Source organism: Sphingomonas sp. BE123 (assembly GCF_031456015.1).
GTDB lineage: Bacteria > Pseudomonadota > Alphaproteobacteria > Sphingomonadales > Sphingomonadaceae > Sphingomonas.
The window spans coordinates 525,440-543,531 of record NZ_JAVDTW010000002.1; the positions used below are offsets into that span (position 1 = coordinate 525,440).

Genomic DNA, 18,092 nt, shown 5'->3' on the forward strand with positions numbered 1-18,092 from the left:
CAGGCTCTATGCGCTACGACACGCTCTATCCCGAACTCGGCGACCCGCGCGGCGGTCCTCCCGATCCGCGCCAACCGGCGCCGGCCGGCGGGCCGCCGCCGCCGCTTGGCGACTATACGGTCAACCTTCCGGTCATCGTGCGCAAGCGCAAGTGGCGCTGGGTGCCACGGATTCTGGCGGTGCTGATCCTGCTGTTCCTCGCGGCGGTTGCGTGGCTGGTGTTCACCGCCCCGCTCAGCAAGTCGCTCGAGCCGCCGGTACCGCCGTCGATCACCTTGCTCTCGGCCGAAGGGACGCCGATCGCCCGCACCGGTGCGGTGGTGGGCAAGCCGGTCGATGCGTCGCAACTGCCCGACCATGTCGTCCAGGCGTTCATCGCGGTCGAGGATCGCCGCTTCCAGTCGCATTGGGGCGTCGATCCGCGCGGCATCCTGCGCGCCTTCGTGAATAACCTGTTCACCGACAACAGCCGCCAGGGTGGCAGCACGATCACCCAGCAGCTGGCCAAGAACGCGTTTCTCAGCTCCGACCGCACGTTCGGCCGCAAGTTTCAGGAGGTGCTGATCGCCTTCTGGCTGGAAGCGTGGCTGACCAAGAACGAGATCCTCTCGCGCTATTTGTCCAACGTCTATTTCGGCGACAATCAGTACGGCCTCGATGCCGCTGCACGCCATTATTTCAGCCGTCCGGCGACCGACCTCACCACCGCGCAGGCGGCGATGCTGGCTGGCTTGGTCAAGGCGCCGTCGCGGCTCGCCCCGTCGTCAAACCTGTCGGGCGCGCGCGAGCGCCAGGCGGTGGTCGTCCAGACGATGGTCGATGCCGGTTTTCTGACTGAGGCGGAGGCAAAGGCGGTCCGCCCGGCGCGGCTGCGGCTGTCGAAGGTCAAAACGCTGCCCAGCGGCACCTATTTCGCTGACTGGGTGCTCCCGCAGGCACGTGACCGCTCGGGCGAGATTGCGACCAACCAGACGGTGACCACCACGCTGGAGGCGCGGATGCAGCGCGCCGCCGAGCGCGCGGTGCGCAACGCCGCGCTGCGCAAGGCGCAAGTCGCGATCGTTGCGATGCGCCCCGATGGACGGGTGATCGCGATGGTCGGCGGCAAGAATTACGCTGCTTCACCCTTCAACCGTGCGACCCAGGCACAGCGCCAGCCGGGGTCGACGTTCAAGCTGTTCGTCTACCTCGCCGCCTTGCGGTCGGGGATGACACCGGACTCGATCGTGCGGGACGAGCCGATCACCCTTGGCGACTGGAGCCCCAAGAACAGCGACGGGCGCTATCGCGGCCCGATCACGCTGCGCGAGGCGTTTGCCCGGTCGAGCAACGTCGCCGCCGCGCGGCTGACCCAGCGGGTCGGCGTGCCGGCAGTGATCCAGGCGGCGCGCGATCTGGGCATCACCAGCCCGATCCCGAACGAAGCGTCGATCGCGCTCGGCACGTCGAGCGTGTCGCTGCTCGAACTGACCGCCGCCTATGCCGCCATCGCCAGCGGCACGATCCCGGTGCGCGCGCGCGGACTGGCCGAAGCGGATGAGCCCGGCTGGGCGGCGCGCCTGACCGGATCGGTGCGGTCGCTGTCGCGGCGCGAGCTGGACGGGATGCGCGACCTGCTGTCGGCAACCGTTTCGGGTGGCACGGGACGTTCCGCTGCCCTTGCCATCGACACGTTCGGCAAGACCGGAACGACGCAGGACAATCGCGACGCGCTGTTCCTCGGCTATGCCGACGGGATCATTACCGGCGTGTGGATGGGCAATGACGACAACAGCCCCAATGCCGGGCTGGCCGGCGGTGGCGCCCCGGCGCGGGTGTGGCGCGATTTCATGAGCCAGGCGCTGGGCGTCTCTGCCTTGCCGCGGCCCGAGCCTGTGGTGGAGAATGTCAGCGACCTTCCGGTCGAGGACCCGGACAACTTCATCGACGACGGCGTCGAGTTTGAAGGCAGCTTTGGCGACCGCGACCTGGGTGTCCGGGTCAACCGCGATGGCAGTATCGAGGTGACCCGCACGCGTCGCGACGGGCCGGTCGAGGAGGAACTGGTGGACGAACCGCGCGATCGCGCGCGGCGTGAGCCGGTCCCCGAGGACGAGTTCTAGGCGGGAATCTCCGCGCCGTCCCAGGCGAAGCATTTGCCGCTATCGACCGGCTTGAGCCCTTCGATCACATCCAGCAACTGCAGCGCGGCGCGCTCGGGATCGAACAGCTTGCCCGGCGCGACCGTCCCGCGAAACGGTTCCGACAGGCGTGTATCCACGGTCCCCGGGTGGAGCCCGACGACGATCGCGCGATCGTTGCGCCGGGCGGCGTCGATTGCGAAATTGCGGATCAGCATGTTGAGCGCCGCCTTGGACGCGCGATAGCCGTGCCAGCCGCCCACCCGATTGTCGCTGATGCTCCCGACGCGCGCCGACAGCGCAGCGAACACCGGGCTCCCGGTACGCGGCAGCAGCGGCAGGAAATGCTTGGCGACCAGCGCCGGGCCGATCGTGTTGATCGCGAACACGCGTGCCAGCCAGTCGGGGTCGAGGTCGCGCAGTGACTTTTCCGGTCCGCGCTCGCCCTCGCCCAATATGCCGGTCGCGACGAACACCAGCGACGGTGGCGGCCCGGCGGCAACCTGTGCAGCGGCGGCCGCGATGCTCGCTTCATCGGTCAGATCGAGATGCGCGTCCCCGGCAAGCGACCGAGCAAAGCGCCAGACCTTCGCGTGGCCGGCCTCCTCTTCGAGTGCGTCGGCGACTGCTCCGCCGATTCCCCCGCTCGCACCGATAATGACCGCGCTTCCGGCACTCACAGGTCGAGCTTCTCGTAATCCGCCGGCGGGTTGATCCCCTCCATCCGCTCGGCGAGCAGCGGGCGGAAGCTCGGGCGGCTCTTCATGCCGACATACCAGCGCTTGGCCTGCTCATGGCTCTTCCAGTCGATCCCGCCCAGATAATCGGCGACGCTGATCTGCGCGGCAGCGGCCAGATCGGCAAGGCTCATGGTCGCGCCGCCGAGCCAGGTGCGGTGGTCGAGCAGGAAGTCGATGTAATCGAGATGCGCAACCGCGGCCTTCATCGCCTCACGCAACGCGCCGCTGTCGGGCGTCGCGCGCTGGACGATACGCTTGATCATCCGCTCGTTGAGCAAAGGCCCGGTGATGTCGCGGAAAAACTGATTGTCGAACCAGCTGACCAGCCGGCGAATCTCGGCGCGGTCTGCGGCGGTACCGTTGAGCAGTGCTGCCTTGCTCACCGTCTCCTCAAAGAACTCGCAGATCGCGACCGAGTCGATCAGCACCACGCCGCGATCGTCGGCCATCACCGGGGTCTGCCCGGCGGGGTTCATGTCGAGAAACTCGTCGCGCCGCGCCCAGGGCGATTCGCGCACCGGCTCATAGCCGACGCCCTTCTCACCCAGGACGAGCCGCACCTTGCGCGAGAAGGGGCACAGGGGGAATTGGTAAAGCTGCCACATGCTGACCGGCATAGGCGGGGCGGGCGGTGGGCGGCAAGGGACGCGAGCAAATTCCTCCCCTGCGGAGCAGGGGAGGAAAGCGGATTACTCCGCCGCGACCATTTCCACGCTGTCATCCAGCGGATGCGCCAGCCGCGTCAGCATTTCCTTCGGCACCACCTGCCAGAAATGCCCGCGCACCCGTTCCCAATCCTCGAGCAGTCCGCGCGACCATTTGCTGTCAGTCGCTTCGGCATGGTCGGTGACGAGGTTCTTGAGCACCGCTTCCCAATGCAGCGAGGTCAGGCGCTGCCACACGATGCTCTCGCCATTGGCGCGCGCGTCGAATGTGCCGGACTCGTCATAGATGAACGCCATGCCGCCGGTCATGCCCGCGCCGAAATTCGCGCCGACCTCGCCCAGCACCACCGCGACGCCGCCGGTCATATATTCGCAGCCATTGGCGCCGCAGCCCTCGACCACCACCTGCGCGCCCGAATTGCGCACAGCGAAGCGCTCGCCCGCCTGACCCGCCGCGAACAGCCGGCCCGAGGTCGCGCCATAGAGGACGGTGTTGCCGATGATCGTATTGTCCTGGCTGGCGAGCGGCGAGCTGACCAGCGGGCGCACGACGATGGTCCCGCCCGACAGGCCCTTTCCGACATAGTCATTGGCGTCGCCGAATACTTCGAGCGTCACGCCCTTGCACAGAAATGCGCCGAGCGACTGGCCCGCCGATCCGCGCAGGCGGATCTGGACGTGGCCATCGTTGAGCTTCGACATGCCGAAGCTGCGCGTGATCTCGCTCGACAGTCGCGTGCCCACCGCGCGATGGGTGTTGCGGACGTTGTAGGCGAGCTGCATCTTCTCGCCGCGCTCGAACACCGCGCGCGCGTCCGCGATGATCTGCGCGTCGAGGCTGTCGGGCACCGCGTTGCGCCAGGTCGACAGGCTGAAGCGCCGCTCGCTCTCGTCCGCGTCGACCTTCGCGAGGATCGGGTTGAGGTCGAGATCGTCGAGATGCTCGGCCCCGCGACTGACCTGACGCAGCAATTCGGTGCGGCCAATCACCTCGTCCAGGCTCTTGCAGCCGAGCTTGGCGAGGATTTCGCGGACCTCCTCGGCGATGAAGGTCATCAGGTTGATGACCTTTTCCGGCGATCCGGTGAATTTCTGGCGCAGCCGCTCGTCCTGCGTGCACACGCCGACCGGGCAGGTGTTGCTGTGGCACTGGCGTACCATGATGCAGCCCATTGCGACGAGGCTGAGCGTACCGATGCCGAATTCCTCGGCGCCCAGGATCGCGGCGATGACGATGTCGCGCCCGGTCTTGAGCCCGCCATCGGTGCGCAGCTTCACGCGGCCGCGCAGGCCGTTGAGGGTGAGCGTCTGGTTGACCTCAGACAGCCCCATTTCCCACGGCGTGCCGGCATATTTGACCGAAGTCTGTGGGCTGGCGCCGGTGCCGCCGACATGGCCGGCGACCAGGATCACGTCGGCATGCGCCTTTGCCACGCCCGCAGCGACCGTGCCGATCCCCGCGCTGCTGACCAGCTTGACGCACACCCGTGCGCGCGGGTTGATCTGCTTGATGTCGTAGATGAGCTGCGCCAGATCCTCGATCGAGTAAATGTCATGGTGCGGCGGGGGTGAGATCAGCGTCACGCCCGGCGTCGAATGGCGCAGCTTCGCGATGAACTCGGTCACCTTGAACCCGGGCAGCTGGCCGCCCTCGCCGGGCTTGGCGCCCTGTGCGACCTTGATCTCCACTTCTTCGCATGCGTTCAGATATTCGGCAGTCACGCCGAAGCGGCCGCTTGCGATCTGCTTGATGTTGGAATTGGCGTTGTCGCCATTGGCATAGGGCTTGTAGCGGATCGAATCCTCGCCGCCCTCGCCCGACACCGCCTTGGCGCCGATGCGGTTCATCGCGATCGCCAGCGTCTCATGCGCCTCGGGCGACAGCGCGCCGAGGCTCATCCCCGGCGTCACGAAGCGCTTGCGGATCTCGGTGATCGCCTCGACCTGGTCAATTGCAACGCCCTCGGTCGGGAAGTTGAATTCCAGCAGGTCGCGCAGATAGACCGGCGGCAAATCGCGCACGCCGCGCGCAAATTGCAGATAGGTCGAATAGCTGTCGGTCGCGACCGCGGTCTGCAGCGTGTGCATGAGCTGCGCGCTGTACGCATGCGTCTCGCCGCCGTGGCGCTGACGATAGAATCCGCCGATCGGCAGCGTCGCGATCGCGCTGTCGTAGGCGGCATCGTGGCGCATCGTCGCGTTGAGGTGCAGCGAGGCATAGCCCTCGCCCGAAATCTTGGCCGGCATGCCGGGGAAGAAATCGTTGACCAGCGCGCGGCTCAATCCGACCGCCTCGAAGTTATAGCCGCCGCGATAGCTGGAGATCACCGCGATCCCCATCTTCGACATGATCTTGAGCAAGCCTTCGTCGATCGCCTTGCGGTGGTTCTTCAGGCATTGTTCGAACGACAGGTCGCCGAACAGGCCGCGCGCATGGCGATCAGCAATCGCTGCTTCGGCCAGATAGGCGTTCACCGTGGTCGCACCCACGCCGATCAGCACCGCATAATAATGGGTGTCGAGGCATTCGGCGGTGCGGATGTTGACGCTGGCGTAGCTGCGCAGCCCCTTGCGCACGAGGTGCGTGTGCACCGCCGCTGCCGCCAGCACGCCGGCGATGGCGATGCGGTCCGGCCCGACCGCTTCATCGGTCAGGAAGATCTCGGTCTTGCCCGCGCGCACCGCCTGTTCGGCCTGGTCGCGGATGCTGGCGATCGCTGCCCGCAGGGTTTCGGGTCCGCCGCCGGCCGGAAAGCTGTAGTCGATCTCGGCCGCCTGGTTCCCGAAATGGCCCTTGAGCCGCGCCCAGTCACGGTTGGTGAGCACCGGACTTTCGAGCACCAGCACCTTGTTCGCGGTTTCCGCCGTGTCGAGAATGTTGGCGAGATTGCCGAAGCGCGTCTTGAGCGACATCACATGCCGTTCGCGCAGGCTGTCGATCGGCGGGTTGGTCACCTGGCTGAAATTCTGGCGGAAAAACTGGCTGATCAGCCGCGGCTTGTCGCTGATGACGGCAAGCGGCGTGTCGTCGCCCATCGATCCGACCGCTTCCTTGGCGTCGGTCACCATCGGCGAGAGGATCAGCTCCATATCCTCCAGCGTCTGCCCGGCCGCGACCTGGCGGCGGGTCAGTTCCGCGCGGGTCCATGCCGGCGTCGCGTCGGCCGCGTCGGGCAGGTCGTCGATCCCCATGAACTCGCCGATCATCGACGCATAGTCATACTCGCCGGCGATGCGGTCCTTGACCTCGCCATCGGTGTAGAAGCGCCCTTCGTCGAGATCGACCGCGATCATCTGCCCCGGCCCCAGCCGCCCCTTGGCGACCACGGTCGCTTCGGGAATCTGGACCATCCCGGTCTCCGACCCGACGACCAACAGGCCGTCAGAGGTGCGGGTATAGCGCAGCGGACGCAGCGCGTTGCGGTCGACACCGGCCACGGCCCAGCGGCCATCGGTCATCGCCAGCGCAGCGGGGCCGTCCCACGGCTCCATCACGCTGGCGAGATACTTGTACATCGCCAGATGCTTGTCCGGCATCGAATCGATCGCCTGCCACGCTTCGGGCACCAGCATCAGCTTGGCGGTCGGCGCGTCACGGCCGGAGCGACAGATCGCCTCGAACACCGCGTCCAGTGCGGCGGTATCGGATGCACCCGCCGGGATCACCGGCTTGATATCCTCCGAATGCTCGCCGAACGCGGTTGCCGCCATCTTGATCTCGTGGCTCAGCATCCAGTTCTTGTTGCCGCGGATCGTGTTGATCTCGCCATTATGCGCGAGGCAGCGGAACGGCTGGGCCAGCCACCATTGCGGGAAGGTGTTGGTCGAATAGCGCTGGTGGAAGATCGCGACCCGGCTGACAAAGCGCTCGTCGCGCAGGTCGGGATAGAATTCGCTCAGCGACTCCGCGAGGAACAGCCCCTTGTAGATGATCGAGCGGCACGACAGCGAGCAGATGTAGAAACCGCTGATCTGCGCGGCGATGATCCGCTTTTCGATGCGACGGCGGACGAGGTAGAGGTTCTTTTCGAACTCTGCCTCGCTCTGTTCGTCGGGCATCGGCCCGGCGATCATGATCTGCTCGATCTCCGGCCGGGTCGCCTGCGCCTTTTGCCCGATGACCGAGACATCGACCGGCACCTGCCGCCAGCCATAGATAGTGTAGCCCGCATCGATCAGCACGCTTTCGACGATCGTGCGGCATGCCTCCTGCGCGCCCAGATCGACGCGCGGCATGAAGATCATGCCGACCGCCAGCCGGTTGGGCAGCACGCGATGCCCGCTCGCGAGCACCGCATCGTCAAAGAAACGCAACGGCAGGTCGACATGCAGCCCCGCGCCGTCGCCGGTCTTGCCATCGGCATCGACCGCGCCGCGATGCCAGACGGCCTTCAGCGCATCGATCGCACCCTGCACCACGCGGCGCGACGGCTGACCGTCGATCGCCGCGACCATGCCCACGCCACAGGCATCGCCTTCGAACTCGGGGCGGTACATGCCTTCACGGGCGAGACGTTCGCGTTGGGTTTCGGTGGTCACTTCTTCGACTTTCCTGTGAGATCAGCCTGCAGCTGCTCGAGATCCTTCTGGCTGTCCGCCATGGACCGCTGCATGAGGTCGCGTTGCCAGCCAAGCAGCTCCGGATCGGCGGGCATCTTCATGCTCTCGTCCATGTAGAGCCGTCCGGTCGGCGTGTTGAAAAAGGCGGTTATCTCGTCGAGTTGCGCGACCGTGAACCGGCGCGCGTAAGCGCGCTCCATGATCGCGAACATGGCCGGAAGCTCTGCCTGAAGCAGCGCGATCGTTTTCTGCTGCTGCGCGGCCAGAAAGGCATCGAGCGTCGCCTTTGCCTCGGGATCGGCGTCGAGGGCCGTTCGAATGTCGGGACGCGACAGGATCGCCTGCTGCAGGTTCGCGAGCATCGGGTTGAGCATCGCTTCGAACATCGCTTTGCGCTGGGCAGGCGGCATCATCACGTCGATCGTCCGCTTTGCAGCAGCCAACCGCGCAGGATCGACGGCGCCGCCTTGCGCTTGCCATGGCCCCGATGCGGCGGTTGCGGCAGCCGGTGCCGCGATCAGCGACAGTGCGAGGATGACACCCCGGATCATGCCGCTGCCAGTTCGCTGCGCGCACCGCGAGCGACCTTCTGCGCCTTTAGCCATGCGTGCATCCGTTCGCTGACGTCGCGACCGTCGCGGATCGCCTGTACCACCAGGCTCGCGCCCTTGACGATGTCGCCGGCGGCGAACACGCCGTCGAGGTTACTCATCATCGTGCGCGCGTCCGTCCGCACCGTGCCCCAGCGGGTGACGCCCAGTTCGGGCGCATTGAACAGCACCGGCAGGTCTTCGGGGTCGAAGCCCAGCGCCTTGATCACCAGATCGGCGGGGACGTCGAACTTCGCGTCGGGATCGGGTTCGGGTGCGCGGCGACCGCTGGCGTCGGGGGCGCCGAGGCGCATGCCGACCGCCTTCACCGCCGTCACCTTATCGCCGCCCTCGAACGCCTCGGGGGCGGAGAGCCAGACGAACTCGACGCCTTCCTCCTCGGCATTGGCGGTTTCGCGCTGGCTGCCCGGCATGTTGGCGCGGTCGCGGCGATACAGGCATTTGACCGACGCCGCGCCCTGGCGGATCGCGGTGCGGACACAGTCCATCGCGGTGTCGCCGCCACCGATCACCACGACATTCTTGCCCGCCGCGTTGAGGCTGCCATCCTCGAACGCCGGGACGCTGTCGCCAAAGCTCTTGCGGTTGGATGCGATCAGATAGTCGAGCGCATCGACCACGCCGTTCGCGCCGACGCCCGGCGCCTTGATCGCGCGCGGCTTGTACACGCCGGTCGCGATCAGGATCGCGTCATGCTTGTGACGCAACTGCTCCAGCGTCGCGTCCTTGCCGACCTCGAAGCCGAGGTGAAAGACGATGCCCCCCGCCGCCAGCCGATCGGTGCGGCGCGTGACGATGTGCTTCTCCAGCTTGAAGCCGGGGATGCCATAGGTCAGCAGCCCGCCCGCGCGATCATGGCGGTCATAGACATGCACGTCATAGCCGAGCACGCGCAGATACTCCGCCGCAGTCAGCCCCGCCGGACCCGCGCCGATCACGCCGACCGACTGGCCGCGCGCCGGACCGGGCTGCAACGGCTCGACCCAGCCTTGATCCCACGCCGTGTCGGTGATGAACTTCTCGACCGACCCGATCGTGACCGTGCCATGGCCCGAGGATTCGATGACGCAATTGCCCTCGCACAGCCGGTCCTGCGGACAGATGCGGCCGCAAATCTCGGGCATGGTCGAGGTGCTGTTCGACAGCTCATAGGCTTCGCGCAGCCGCCCCTCGGCGGTCAGGCGCAGCCAGTCGGGGATGTGATTGTGCAGCGGGCAATGCACCGTGCAGTACGGCACCCCGCATTGCGAACAGCGCCCGGCCTGATCCTCGGCGCTCGGTGGAGCATAGCGCTCCGCGATCTCGCGAAAATCCTGCGCGCGCAGTTCCGGATCGCGCTTGGGCGGAAACGCCTGCGCGCGGTCGACGAATTGAAGCATCACATCCTTGCCCATGCGGCGCGGATGACAGCATTTTGTTACCGAGTCACGCAGAAATTGGGATATGGGACAGCATTGCTGCCATATTATCCAGGGCGCTCGTCGGGGTCAGCTATTGCTGCGTAATTTCATTGCGCACTTGTGCCCGATGCGGCCCTATTACAGCGAAAGGAGGATGATTGCGACCGCGCCGAGTGCGATCCGGTACCAGGCGAACGGGGCAAAGCCGAAGCGGCCGACGATCTTCACGAACGCCTTCACCACCAGCAGTGCGACGATGAACGATACGCCGAGCCCGATTGCAATTCCGCCCAGATCGTCCGCGTTCAGCAGGTCGCGATCCTTGTACAGCGAATAGGCCGTCGCCCCCGCCATGGTCGGCACCGCGAGAAAGAAGCTGAACTCCGCCGCGGTCTTGCGTTCCACGCCCATCAGCAGCGCGCCCATGATTGTCGCGCCCGACCGGCTGACGCCCGGGATCATCGCGATGCACTGGACCAGCCCGATGGAAACTGCCGTGCGCAACGGCATCGTCTCGACCCGTTCGACCTTCACCACCTTGACCATGCGTTCGATCAGCAGGATCGCGACGCCGCCGACGATCAACGCGACCGCGACGGTCATCGGCGACTGGATCAGCGCGCGGATCCCCTCATAGGCGACGGCGCCGATCAGCATCGCGGGCAGAAAGCCGATCAGGATGTTGCGGGTGAACCAGATCGCTTCGCGCTCGCCGCGCAGCAACCCCATGCCGATCCCCCAGAAGCGCCGCCAATAGGCAACCAGCACGGCAAGGATCGCGCCGAGCTGGATCGCGACCTTGAACGCGACCGACCCCTCACCGGTAAAGCCGAGCAGTTCGCCCGCCAGGATCAGGTGCCCGGTCGACGACACGGGCAGGAATTCGGTCAGCCCCTCGATGATGCCGAGGATGATGTAGATCGCGATGTCGCTCATGGCGCGGCTTCTCCACCGGCCAGGCCCGGCCGTTCAAACGTGCCGAATGCGGCGGGGTTCAGGCGTGGCGTGCGCCAGCAAAGCGCCCGTGCTTGCGATACTGGACCAGCCAGTGCGGCGCGACCGCACCGAGCGGCGTCGGGGTGATGCCGAAGCGGGCCAGACCGTCGCCGGACGCGACATTGTCCTGCTGCAGCATCAACCACTGGTCCCAGCTGATCGGCGCCCCGGGCAGGAAGCCGAGCGACGCCAGCGCGGCGCCGGCAAAATCGGGCAGCTCGACGATCGGCTTGTCGCGCCCGATCGCCCCGAGCAACCAGCGGTGAAATTCGGTGAAGCTGAGGATTTCCGGGCCGCCCAGTTCGATCGTCTGGCCCGCAACGGGCGCAGGTTCTGCAATGGCGCGCGTGACGGCCTGCGCGACATCGGCAACCCAGACCGGCTGGATCTTCGTACCGCCCTTGAGCACCGGTACCACCGGCAGGCTGACCGCCAGCGCGGCGAAGCGGTTCACGAACTGATCCTCCCGCCCGAACATCAGGCTGGGGCGCAGGATCGTGGCGGTCGGGAAGGCGGCGCGCACCGCTGCCTCGCCGTCACCCTTGGACCGGCCATAGGCCGAGGGTGAGTCGCTATCGGCGCCGATTGCCGACATCTGGACGAAGCTGCTCGCGCCTGCATCGGCAGCAGCCCTGGCAGCGTTGCCCGATCCGCGTGCGTTGACCGCATCCATCCGGTTTCCGAACACGCCGACCAGATTGACGACGGCGTCCGACCCGGCGATCGCGCGTGCCAGCGTGTCGGGACGGGTCACGTCGGCGGCAACGAACTGCGTCTGGCCGAGCCCGCCGAGCGGCTTGAGGAACCATGCCGCGCGCGGATCGCGCTGTGCGATGCGCACCCGTGCGCCGGCCTTGAGCAGGCTTTGCGCGATATAGCGTCCGGCGAAACCGCCGCCGCCGATCAACGTCACCAGCTTGTCCTTCATCGCGTCCTCGAACAATTTGACCAGAGTCTGCGCTCCCCATGCCGCGCGATGCACCAAAGGGCAATGCCGGGATCGCCATTCCCCCTCCCGCCCGCCGCGCCAAGGGTCTATGGCGTGGGCATGACCGACGATCCCTTTGCCCTGTTCGACGCCTGGTACCGCGAGGCGCGCACGACCGAGATCAACGATTCCAACGCGATGGCACTGGCGACGGTGAGCGCCGACGGCCAGCCATCGGTGCGGATGGTGCTGCTCAAGGGCCATGGGCCCGAAGGCTTCACCTTCTATACCAACCGCGAGGGGCGCAAGGCGGGCGAGCTGGACGCCGTGCCGCGCGCGGCGTTGCTGTTCCACTGGAAGTCGCTGCGCCGCCAGATCCGCATCGAAGGACCGGTGAGCCGGGTATCCGATGCCGAATCCGACGCCTATTTCGCCACGCGCAGCCGCGACTCACAACTCGGCGCCTGGGCGAGCGATCAGTCGCGCCCGCTGGCCGATCGCGCGACCTTCGAAGCGCGGTTTGCGCAGATGCAGGCGCGGTTCGACGGCGGCGATGTGCCGCGCCCGCCGCATTGGGGCGGCTATCGTGTCACGCCGCAGCGGATCGAGTTCTGGCTCGACCGCGAACATCGCCTGCACGAGCGCCGCGTCTTCACGCGCAGTGGCGAAGGCTGGGACGAAGGGATGCTGTATCCGTGAGCGCCACGCCGACCCGCGCTGCGATTGCGAGCGTCCTTGCCGCGCTGATTCTCGGCGCGCTCAAGAGCTACGCAGTCTGGGCGACCGGGTCGGTGGCGATGCTCGCGAGTCTCTCGGACAGCGCACTTGATCTGGTCGCGTCGCTGGTCACGCTGGCCGGAGTGCGCATTGCTGCCCAGCCTGCTGACGCCAATCACCGTTTCGGTCATGGCAAGGCCGAGGCGCTGGCAGCGTTGTTCCAGGTTCTGCTGATCTCGGCCTCGGCGACCTTCATCGCGGTGCGCGCGATCGAGCGGCTGGCAAGCGGGGAGGTCGCGGCCGATCCGGAGGCCGGGATCGTCGTTTCGGTGATCGCGATCGGCGTGACGCTCGCGCTCACCGCTTATCAGGCGCGCGCCATCCGCGCGAGCGGATCGATCGCGATCCGCACAGATCGGCTGCATTACCAGTCCGATCTGTTGCTCAATTCGGGCGTGATCGCTGCGCTCGTGCTGGAATCGGTCCTGCATCTGCGCGGCGCGGACCCGCTGTTCGGCATCGGCATCGCGCTCTGGCTGCTGTGGGGCGCGTGGCATGCCGCGAGCGACGCGATCGGCCAGCTGATGGACCGCGAATGGCCTGAGGAGAAGCGTCGGGCCTTCATCGCCTGCGCCGCCGCGATTCCCGGCTTTGAAAGCCTGCACGACTTGCGCACCCGCACCAGCGGATCGCAGGACTTTGCGCAATTCCACATCCATGTTCCCGCATCGATGAGCGTCGCGCAGGCGCATCACGTGGTCGAGGCGCTCGAAGCACGGCTCGAAGCCGAATTCCCGGGCACCGAAATCCTGATCCATGTCGATCCGGCCGGGCAGGTCGATTGCCCCGGCGAACCGCTGCGTGAAGCCAACGAACTGAAGGGTTAGGCCGCCGCCAGCTCCGCGCGCTCGGTCGCGGCGATCCACCCGCCGCCCAGCACGCGCTCGCCGGCATAGAGCACGGCGGCCTGACCCGGCGCGACGCCATATTCGGGCGCGTCGAACACCACCCGGTCCCCCTCCAGCCGCGCCGGCACCGGGCGCGCCATCGAGCGGACCTTGGCCGTCAGCGGGCCTTGATGGCTGCCGCCGATCCAGTTCAGCCCCTCGATCCGCGCCGCACTGATCGCCAGCGCGGATTTGGGGCCGACCACCACGTCGCGCGTCGCCGGATTGAGCCGCAGCACATAGAGCGGCTCGGGGCTGCCCCCGATCTCGAGCCCCCGGCGCTGACCGACGGTGAAGTGGATCAGCCCCTTATGCTCGCCGAGCTTGTTGCCTGCCTCATCGACGATCGCGCCGGCGGTGTCGGCTTCGGGCCGCAGCTTTTTGACCAGCCGGGCATAATCGCCGTCGGGGACGAAGCAGATGTCCTGGCTGTCGGGCTTGCCCGCGACGCCCAGCCCGATCTCTGCCGCGATTTCGCGTACCCGTGCCTTGGGCAGTACGCCCAGCGGAAAGCGCAGGAAATCGAGCTGCGCGCTGGTGGTCGCGAACAGGAAATAACTCTGGTCGCGTGCCGGGTCGGCGCCCTTGTGCAGCTCCGCCCCCTCCGGTCCCTGTACGCGCTGCACATAATGGCCGGTGGCAAGGCAGTCGGCGCCCAGATCGCGGGCGAGCGTGAACAGATCGGTGAATTTCGGCCCCATATTGCATTTGACGCACGGGATCGGGGTACGGCCCGCGAGATAGGTGTCGGCGAAATCGTCGATCACGCTCTCGCGAAAGCTGCTTTCATGGTCGAATACATAATGCGCGATGCCGAGCCGATCGCACACGGCGCGCGCATCGCGAATGTCGCGCCCGGCGCAACAGCTGCCCGCGCGCCCGACGGCTTCGCCATGATCGTAAAGCTGCAGCGTGACGCCAATCGTCTCCGCGCCGGTGCGCGCGGCGAGCGCGGCGACGACCGAACTGTCGACCCCGCCCGACATGGCAACGACGATCCGCCGCTGCGCAAGCGGCCCGTCAAGCTGGAAATCTCCGGTGAACATGGCGGCGCACATAGTGGTTTCACGGGGGCGATGCAAAAGCGCTGCATTTACCGGGCTTTCAGCCTTCGGCGCTAAACGGGGTCGGATGAACTCGACCGATGGACATGCGCGCACGTGGATCTGAGCTTTCGATTCGACCGCGATGTGGCGGCGACGCCGGTGGCGATGCCCATCGCGCTGCTGCTGGCTGGCGCGTCGGTGCGGCAGGCCGCCAGCCCGACCGCCCGGCTGCAGGTCCGGCTGGACCAGCGCCTGCCGGTGAGCACTCTGCTCGCACCGGCGCATGGCGCGTTCAGCCTGGCCACCGAACGCGCGCTAACCCGGTGGAAACGGCGATGAACGCGGCGTTTACCGTGCCGTTTAGGCGAAGCGAAATCCGGGGCGGGTATCTCTCCCGTCAGATGCAGTTGGGGACCCCCCGCCCTGATCGAGGTAAGGAATGATTGAGAACCAGAAGATCCGCCCGGCAAAGGTCATCGGGCCGCTCGGCGAGCCGCTGACGCTCGACACGCTGCCGCCGCCGGAAACGACCCGCTGGGTCGTGCGGCGCAAGGCGGAAGTGGTCGCTGCGGTCAATGGCGGTCTGTTGACCATCGACGAAGTGTGCGAGCGCTATGGCCTGACCGTCGAGGAGTTCGCGGGCTGGCAGCGTGCGATCGATCGTTCGGGCATGCCCGGGCTGCGCGTGACGCGGATCCAGCACTACAAGTCGCTGTACGAGCGCCAGCAGAAATATTGACGGGTCCCGCTTACGGCACCGCCCCGGTCCCGAACCCCGGCGATTGCCGGAACATAACCGTCTCTCCCATCCGCCCGCGCCTCAAAACGCGGGCGGAACCCATTTCAGCGGTCTGGCTATTTGAGCAGGAAGCGGATCCGCACGTTGGCGGTGACCTGCTGTTCACCCGGTGCGAGCTGGGTTGAGTCCTTTGCCTCGGCCCGGGCCATCAGCTGCGGCACCGGACCGGGCATGCCGCCATCGCCCGCTTCGCTGACCGCGACGATCCGGTCGACTCGCATGCCGAGCGCGCGGGCATAGAGTTCGGCGCGGGCGCGGGCACGCCGGACCGCATCGATCCGCGCTGCATCGGCGGCGGCGTCGATCGCGTCGATGGTGAAGGATGGCCCGTCGATCTGGTTCGCGCCCTGCCGGACCAGCGCGTCGAGGATCGAGCCGCTGCGCGCAATATCGCGGAACTTCACCGAAACGCTGTTCGTCGCCTGATAGCCGGTGATGACCGGCGGCTGGTTGTCGGCGTAGCGATATTGCGGGTTGAGCGCGATCGTCGCGGTCTGGATGTCGCGGTCGGCGACTCCTGCAGCCTTGAGCGCGGTGTGCACCGACGCCATCTGGCGTGCGTTGGCGGCAAGCGCCTCTGCCGCGGTAGCAGCCTGGCTGACCACGCCCGCGCGGATCACGGCGATGTCGGGGACGCGGTTGACCTGACCCTCGGCCACCACGTCGAGCAGCGTACCCTCGCTCGTCCCCGCCGCCGGCGGCGCGACCTGAGCGGCAGCCGCAAGCGGGATGGTGGCGGCAAGCGCGGCGGCGGTGAACAGACGGATCATGGTCGGCAAGGCCCTTTCAGCACGGTGTGTGAACCCCGCGATAGGCGGGGTCTGAACAACGCGCGCTGAACGGGCCTTGCAGCGCAGGTTCAGCGCGTGCGGCGCGTCATGACCAGTCGGTAAAGCGCCAGCAGGACCACCGCGCCGACCGTCGCCGCGATATAGCTGTTGAGCGCGCCGGACAGGTCGACGCCGATCGTCGGCGCGACGAAGCCGGCAAGCAGGGCGCCGGCAATGCCGATCAGGATCGTGACAATCAGACCGCCGGGATCCTTGCCCGGCATGATCAGCTTGCCAAGGACTCCGGCCACCAGGCCGATCAGGATCCAACCAAAAATTCCCTCGGGCATCCATGCCTCCTGCTATGACCCGACGTCATGGCGGCGGGCGGGGCGAGATTGCCCCAGGATCGCCTCGCTGCCTACCCCCAATCGCGCGGTGGAACTGCTTGCGCGGACACTGGAAACCGGGCATTCCGCCGCGGTAACAAAACGGCCCTTGAGGCTGGTGACTTATTCATCTAATACAGCGTGACGGGGAAGGCCCGCACTGGCGCTTGCGCCGGGGGTGAGAGAGGTCGCGCATGAACTACGAGGGTCGCATGGTGGGTGGGGACGAACGGCTGGCACTGGACGGTGAGCCGCAGGCAAAGTCGCGCCGGATCTGGCGAATCGTCGCTATCGTCCTGGTCATCGCTGCCATGGTCGGCGCGTGGATGGTTTTCGGTTCCGGTGGCGGGGAGAAGGCGGCTGAGCCTGCCAAGAGTGGCGCTGCTGGTGGCGCGGCGGGCGCGCGCCAGCTGCCGACCGTAACGGTCGCAGTCCCCGGTCGCCAGTCGATCACGACCGTCGTCAGCGGGACCGGCTCGCTTGCCGCACGACGGGAAATGCCCGTCGGCGTGGCGGGCGAGGGCGGACTGGTGACCCGCGTGCTGGTCGAGCCGGGCGACTGGGTGAATGCCGGCCAGGTGCTGGCGACCGTCGATCGCTCGGTCCAGAGCCAGACCGCCCAGTCGCAGGCGGCCAATATCCGCGTGGCCCAGGCCGATCTCAGCCTTGCCCAGGCCGAACTCGACCGCGCCCAGCAGCTGCTCGCGCGCGGCTTCGTGTCCAAGGCCGATATCGACCGCAAGACCGCGACCCGCGATGCTGCCGCGGCGCGCGTCCGCGTCGCCCAGGCGCAATTGTCGGAAACCCAGGCGCGCAACCGTCGCCTCGACATCCGCGCGCCCGCCGCCGGCCTCGTCCTGACCCGCGCGGTCGAACCGGGCCAGATCGTCAGCGCCGGCTCGGGCACGCTGTTCCGCGTCGCCCAGGGTGGCCAGATGGAGTTGCGGGCGCAGCTTGCCGAGGCTGATCTTCAGCGCATTCCGGTCGGCGCGCGCGCCGAGGTGACGCCCGTTGGTATGGACCGCACCTTTAGCGGCGAAGTGTGGCAGGTGTCGCCGGTGATCGATCCGCAGACCCGTCAGGGCATCGCCCGCATCGCGCTGTCCTTCGACCGCGCGTTGCGTCCGGGCGGCTTTGCTTCGGCACGGATCACCGCCGGTGGCGCCGTCGCCCCGCTGCTCCCGCAATCGGCGATTCAGAGCGACGCCAAGGGTAATTACGTTTACATCCTGAACGCCAAGGACGAGGCGGAGCGCCGCGCGGTTACGACCGGGGAAGTTTCCGATGCGGGCGTCGCGATCACCGGCGGGCTTGAAGGAACCGAGCGGGTGGTGCTGACCGCCGGTGCGTTCCTCAACCCGGGCCAGAAGGTCAAGCCGAACCTCACCACGCTGAAGCGTTAAG

At 67.1% G+C, this 18,092-nt stretch carries 16 protein-coding genes; 6 read left to right on the plus strand and 10 right to left on the minus strand.

Features of this window, described 5'->3' with window-relative positions:
* Window positions 1-8 precede the first annotated feature (8 nt).
* On the plus strand, window positions 9-2,102 hold the full coding sequence (locus tag J2Y54_RS10815) for a PBP1A family penicillin-binding protein (RefSeq protein ID WP_310039500.1): 2,094 nt from the start codon (window positions 9-11) through the stop codon (window positions 2,100-2,102).
* Here J2Y54_RS10815 and J2Y54_RS10820 read toward each other — a convergent pair.
* The 7 genes from J2Y54_RS10820 to J2Y54_RS10850 all read right to left on the minus strand — a co-directional run bounded on the left by J2Y54_RS10820 (window position 2,099) and on the right by J2Y54_RS10850 (window position 12,020).
* On the minus strand, window positions 2,099-2,800 hold the full coding sequence (locus J2Y54_RS10820) for an SDR family NAD(P)-dependent oxidoreductase (RefSeq protein ID WP_310039502.1): 702 nt from the start codon (window positions 2,798-2,800) through the stop codon (window positions 2,099-2,101). The genes J2Y54_RS10815 and J2Y54_RS10820 overlap by 4 nt on opposite strands.
* The gene (locus J2Y54_RS10825) at window positions 2,797-3,465 is read right to left on the minus strand and encodes a glutathione S-transferase family protein (RefSeq protein WP_066658930.1); all 669 of its coding nucleotides are present in this window, start codon (window positions 3,463-3,465) and stop codon (window positions 2,797-2,799) included. The genes J2Y54_RS10820 and J2Y54_RS10825 overlap by 4 nt, the downstream gene beginning before the upstream one ends.
* An 84-nt stretch (window positions 3,466-3,549) precedes the next feature.
* Window positions 3,550-8,022 (minus strand): glutamate synthase large subunit, encoded by a 4,473-nt coding sequence (gene gltB / locus J2Y54_RS10830; protein ID WP_310041286.1) that lies wholly within the window; start codon window positions 8,020-8,022, stop codon window positions 3,550-3,552.
* A gap of 38 nt (window positions 8,023-8,060) precedes the next feature.
* Window positions 8,061-8,636, minus strand: a complete 576-nt coding sequence (locus J2Y54_RS10835; protein ID WP_310039505.1) for a DUF2059 domain-containing protein — start codon at window positions 8,634-8,636, stop codon at window positions 8,061-8,063.
* Entirely contained in the window at window positions 8,633-10,075 is a 1,443-nt protein-coding gene (locus tag J2Y54_RS10840; protein ID WP_405052910.1) for an NAD(P)-dependent oxidoreductase, read from the minus strand. The genes J2Y54_RS10835 and J2Y54_RS10840 overlap by 4 nt, the downstream gene beginning before the upstream one ends.
* Before the next feature lie 159 nt (window positions 10,076-10,234).
* A complete protein-coding gene (locus tag J2Y54_RS10845) occupies window positions 10,235-11,032 on the minus strand; it encodes an undecaprenyl-diphosphate phosphatase (protein ID WP_310039509.1) in 798 nt (265 codons plus the stop codon).
* A 58-nt stretch (window positions 11,033-11,090) separates the two neighbouring features.
* The gene (locus J2Y54_RS10850) at window positions 11,091-12,020 is read right to left on the minus strand and encodes a complex I NDUFA9 subunit family protein (RefSeq protein ID WP_310041287.1); all 930 of its coding nucleotides are present in this window, start codon (window positions 12,018-12,020) and stop codon (window positions 11,091-11,093) included.
* A 120-nt stretch (window positions 12,021-12,140) separates the two neighbouring features.
* Between J2Y54_RS10850 and pdxH the strand changes: the two genes are divergently transcribed.
* Together pdxH and J2Y54_RS10860 are read left to right on the plus strand one after the other, a co-directional pair.
* Complete coding sequence (gene pdxH / locus J2Y54_RS10855; protein WP_310039511.1) at window positions 12,141-12,719, plus strand: pyridoxamine 5'-phosphate oxidase; 579 nt, start codon at window positions 12,141-12,143, stop codon at window positions 12,717-12,719.
* On the plus strand, window positions 12,716-13,624 hold the full coding sequence (locus J2Y54_RS10860; protein ID WP_310039512.1) for a cation diffusion facilitator family transporter: 909 nt from the start codon (window positions 12,716-12,718) through the stop codon (window positions 13,622-13,624). The genes pdxH and J2Y54_RS10860 overlap by 4 nt, the downstream gene beginning before the upstream one ends.
* Here J2Y54_RS10860 and mnmA read toward each other — a convergent pair.
* A complete protein-coding gene (mnmA, locus tag J2Y54_RS10865; RefSeq protein WP_310039514.1) occupies window positions 13,621-14,730 on the minus strand; it encodes a tRNA 2-thiouridine(34) synthase MnmA in 1,110 nt (369 codons plus the stop codon). The two genes, J2Y54_RS10860 and mnmA, sit on opposite strands and share 4 nt — an antisense overlap.
* A gap of 114 nt (window positions 14,731-14,844) precedes the next feature.
* Here mnmA and J2Y54_RS10870 point away from each other — a divergent pair, with 114 nt between their 5' ends.
* On the plus strand, window positions 14,845-15,069 hold the full coding sequence (locus J2Y54_RS10870) for a hypothetical protein (RefSeq protein WP_310039516.1): 225 nt from the start codon (window positions 14,845-14,847) through the stop codon (window positions 15,067-15,069).
* Between the two features lie 100 nt (window positions 15,070-15,169).
* A complete protein-coding gene (locus J2Y54_RS10875) occupies window positions 15,170-15,469 on the plus strand; it encodes a DUF1153 domain-containing protein (protein ID WP_310039519.1) in 300 nt (99 codons plus the stop codon).
* 116 nt (window positions 15,470-15,585) lie between these two features.
* Here J2Y54_RS10875 and J2Y54_RS10880 read toward each other — a convergent pair whose 3' ends face one another.
* The gene (locus tag J2Y54_RS10880) at window positions 15,586-16,299 is read right to left on the minus strand and encodes an SIMPL domain-containing protein (protein ID WP_310039522.1); all 714 of its coding nucleotides are present in this window, start codon (window positions 16,297-16,299) and stop codon (window positions 15,586-15,588) included.
* An 89-nt stretch (window positions 16,300-16,388) separates the two neighbouring features.
* Complete coding sequence (locus J2Y54_RS10885; protein ID WP_310039524.1) at window positions 16,389-16,649, minus strand: GlsB/YeaQ/YmgE family stress response membrane protein; 261 nt, start codon at window positions 16,647-16,649, stop codon at window positions 16,389-16,391.
* A 233-nt stretch (window positions 16,650-16,882) separates the two neighbouring features.
* Between J2Y54_RS10885 and J2Y54_RS10890 the strand changes: the two genes are divergently transcribed.
* Entirely contained in the window at window positions 16,883-18,091 is a 1,209-nt protein-coding gene (locus J2Y54_RS10890) for an efflux RND transporter periplasmic adaptor subunit (protein WP_310039525.1), read from the plus strand.
* Window position 18,092 lies beyond the last annotated feature (1 nt).

Coding starts and splice junctions, on each gene's coding strand:
- J2Y54_RS10815 (WP_310039500.1), top strand. CDS start 9: ATGCGCTACGACACGCTCTATCCCGAACTCGGCGACCCGCGCGGCGGT.
- J2Y54_RS10825 (WP_066658930.1), bottom strand. CDS start 3,465: ATGTGGCAGCTTTACCAATTCCCCCTGTGCCCCTTCTCGCGCAAGGTG.
- gltB (WP_310041286.1), bottom strand. CDS start 8,022: ATGTACCGCCCCGAGTTCGAAGGCGATGCCTGTGGCGTGGGCATGGTC.
- J2Y54_RS10835 (WP_310039505.1), bottom strand. CDS start 8,636: ATGATCCGGGGTGTCATCCTCGCACTGTCGCTGATCGCGGCACCGGCT.
- J2Y54_RS10840 (WP_405052910.1), bottom strand. CDS start 10,075: ATGCTTCAATTCGTCGACCGCGCGCAGGCGTTTCCGCCCAAGCGCGAT.
- J2Y54_RS10845 (WP_310039509.1), bottom strand. CDS start 11,032: ATGAGCGACATCGCGATCTACATCATCCTCGGCATCATCGAGGGGCTG.
- J2Y54_RS10850 (WP_310041287.1), bottom strand. CDS start 12,020: ATGAAGGACAAGCTGGTGACGTTGATCGGCGGCGGCGGTTTCGCCGGA.
- pdxH (WP_310039511.1), top strand. CDS start 12,141: ATGACCGACGATCCCTTTGCCCTGTTCGACGCCTGGTACCGCGAGGCG.
- mnmA (WP_310039514.1), bottom strand. CDS start 14,730: ATGTTCACCGGAGATTTCCAGCTTGACGGGCCGCTTGCGCAGCGGCGG.
- J2Y54_RS10875 (WP_310039519.1), top strand. CDS start 15,170: ATGATTGAGAACCAGAAGATCCGCCCGGCAAAGGTCATCGGGCCGCTC.
- J2Y54_RS10880 (WP_310039522.1), bottom strand. CDS start 16,299: ATGATCCGTCTGTTCACCGCCGCCGCGCTTGCCGCCACCATCCCGCTT.
- J2Y54_RS10885 (WP_310039524.1), bottom strand. CDS start 16,649: ATGCCCGAGGGAATTTTTGGTTGGATCCTGATCGGCCTGGTGGCCGGA.
- J2Y54_RS10890 (WP_310039525.1), top strand. CDS start 16,883: ATGAACTACGAGGGTCGCATGGTGGGTGGGGACGAACGGCTGGCACTG.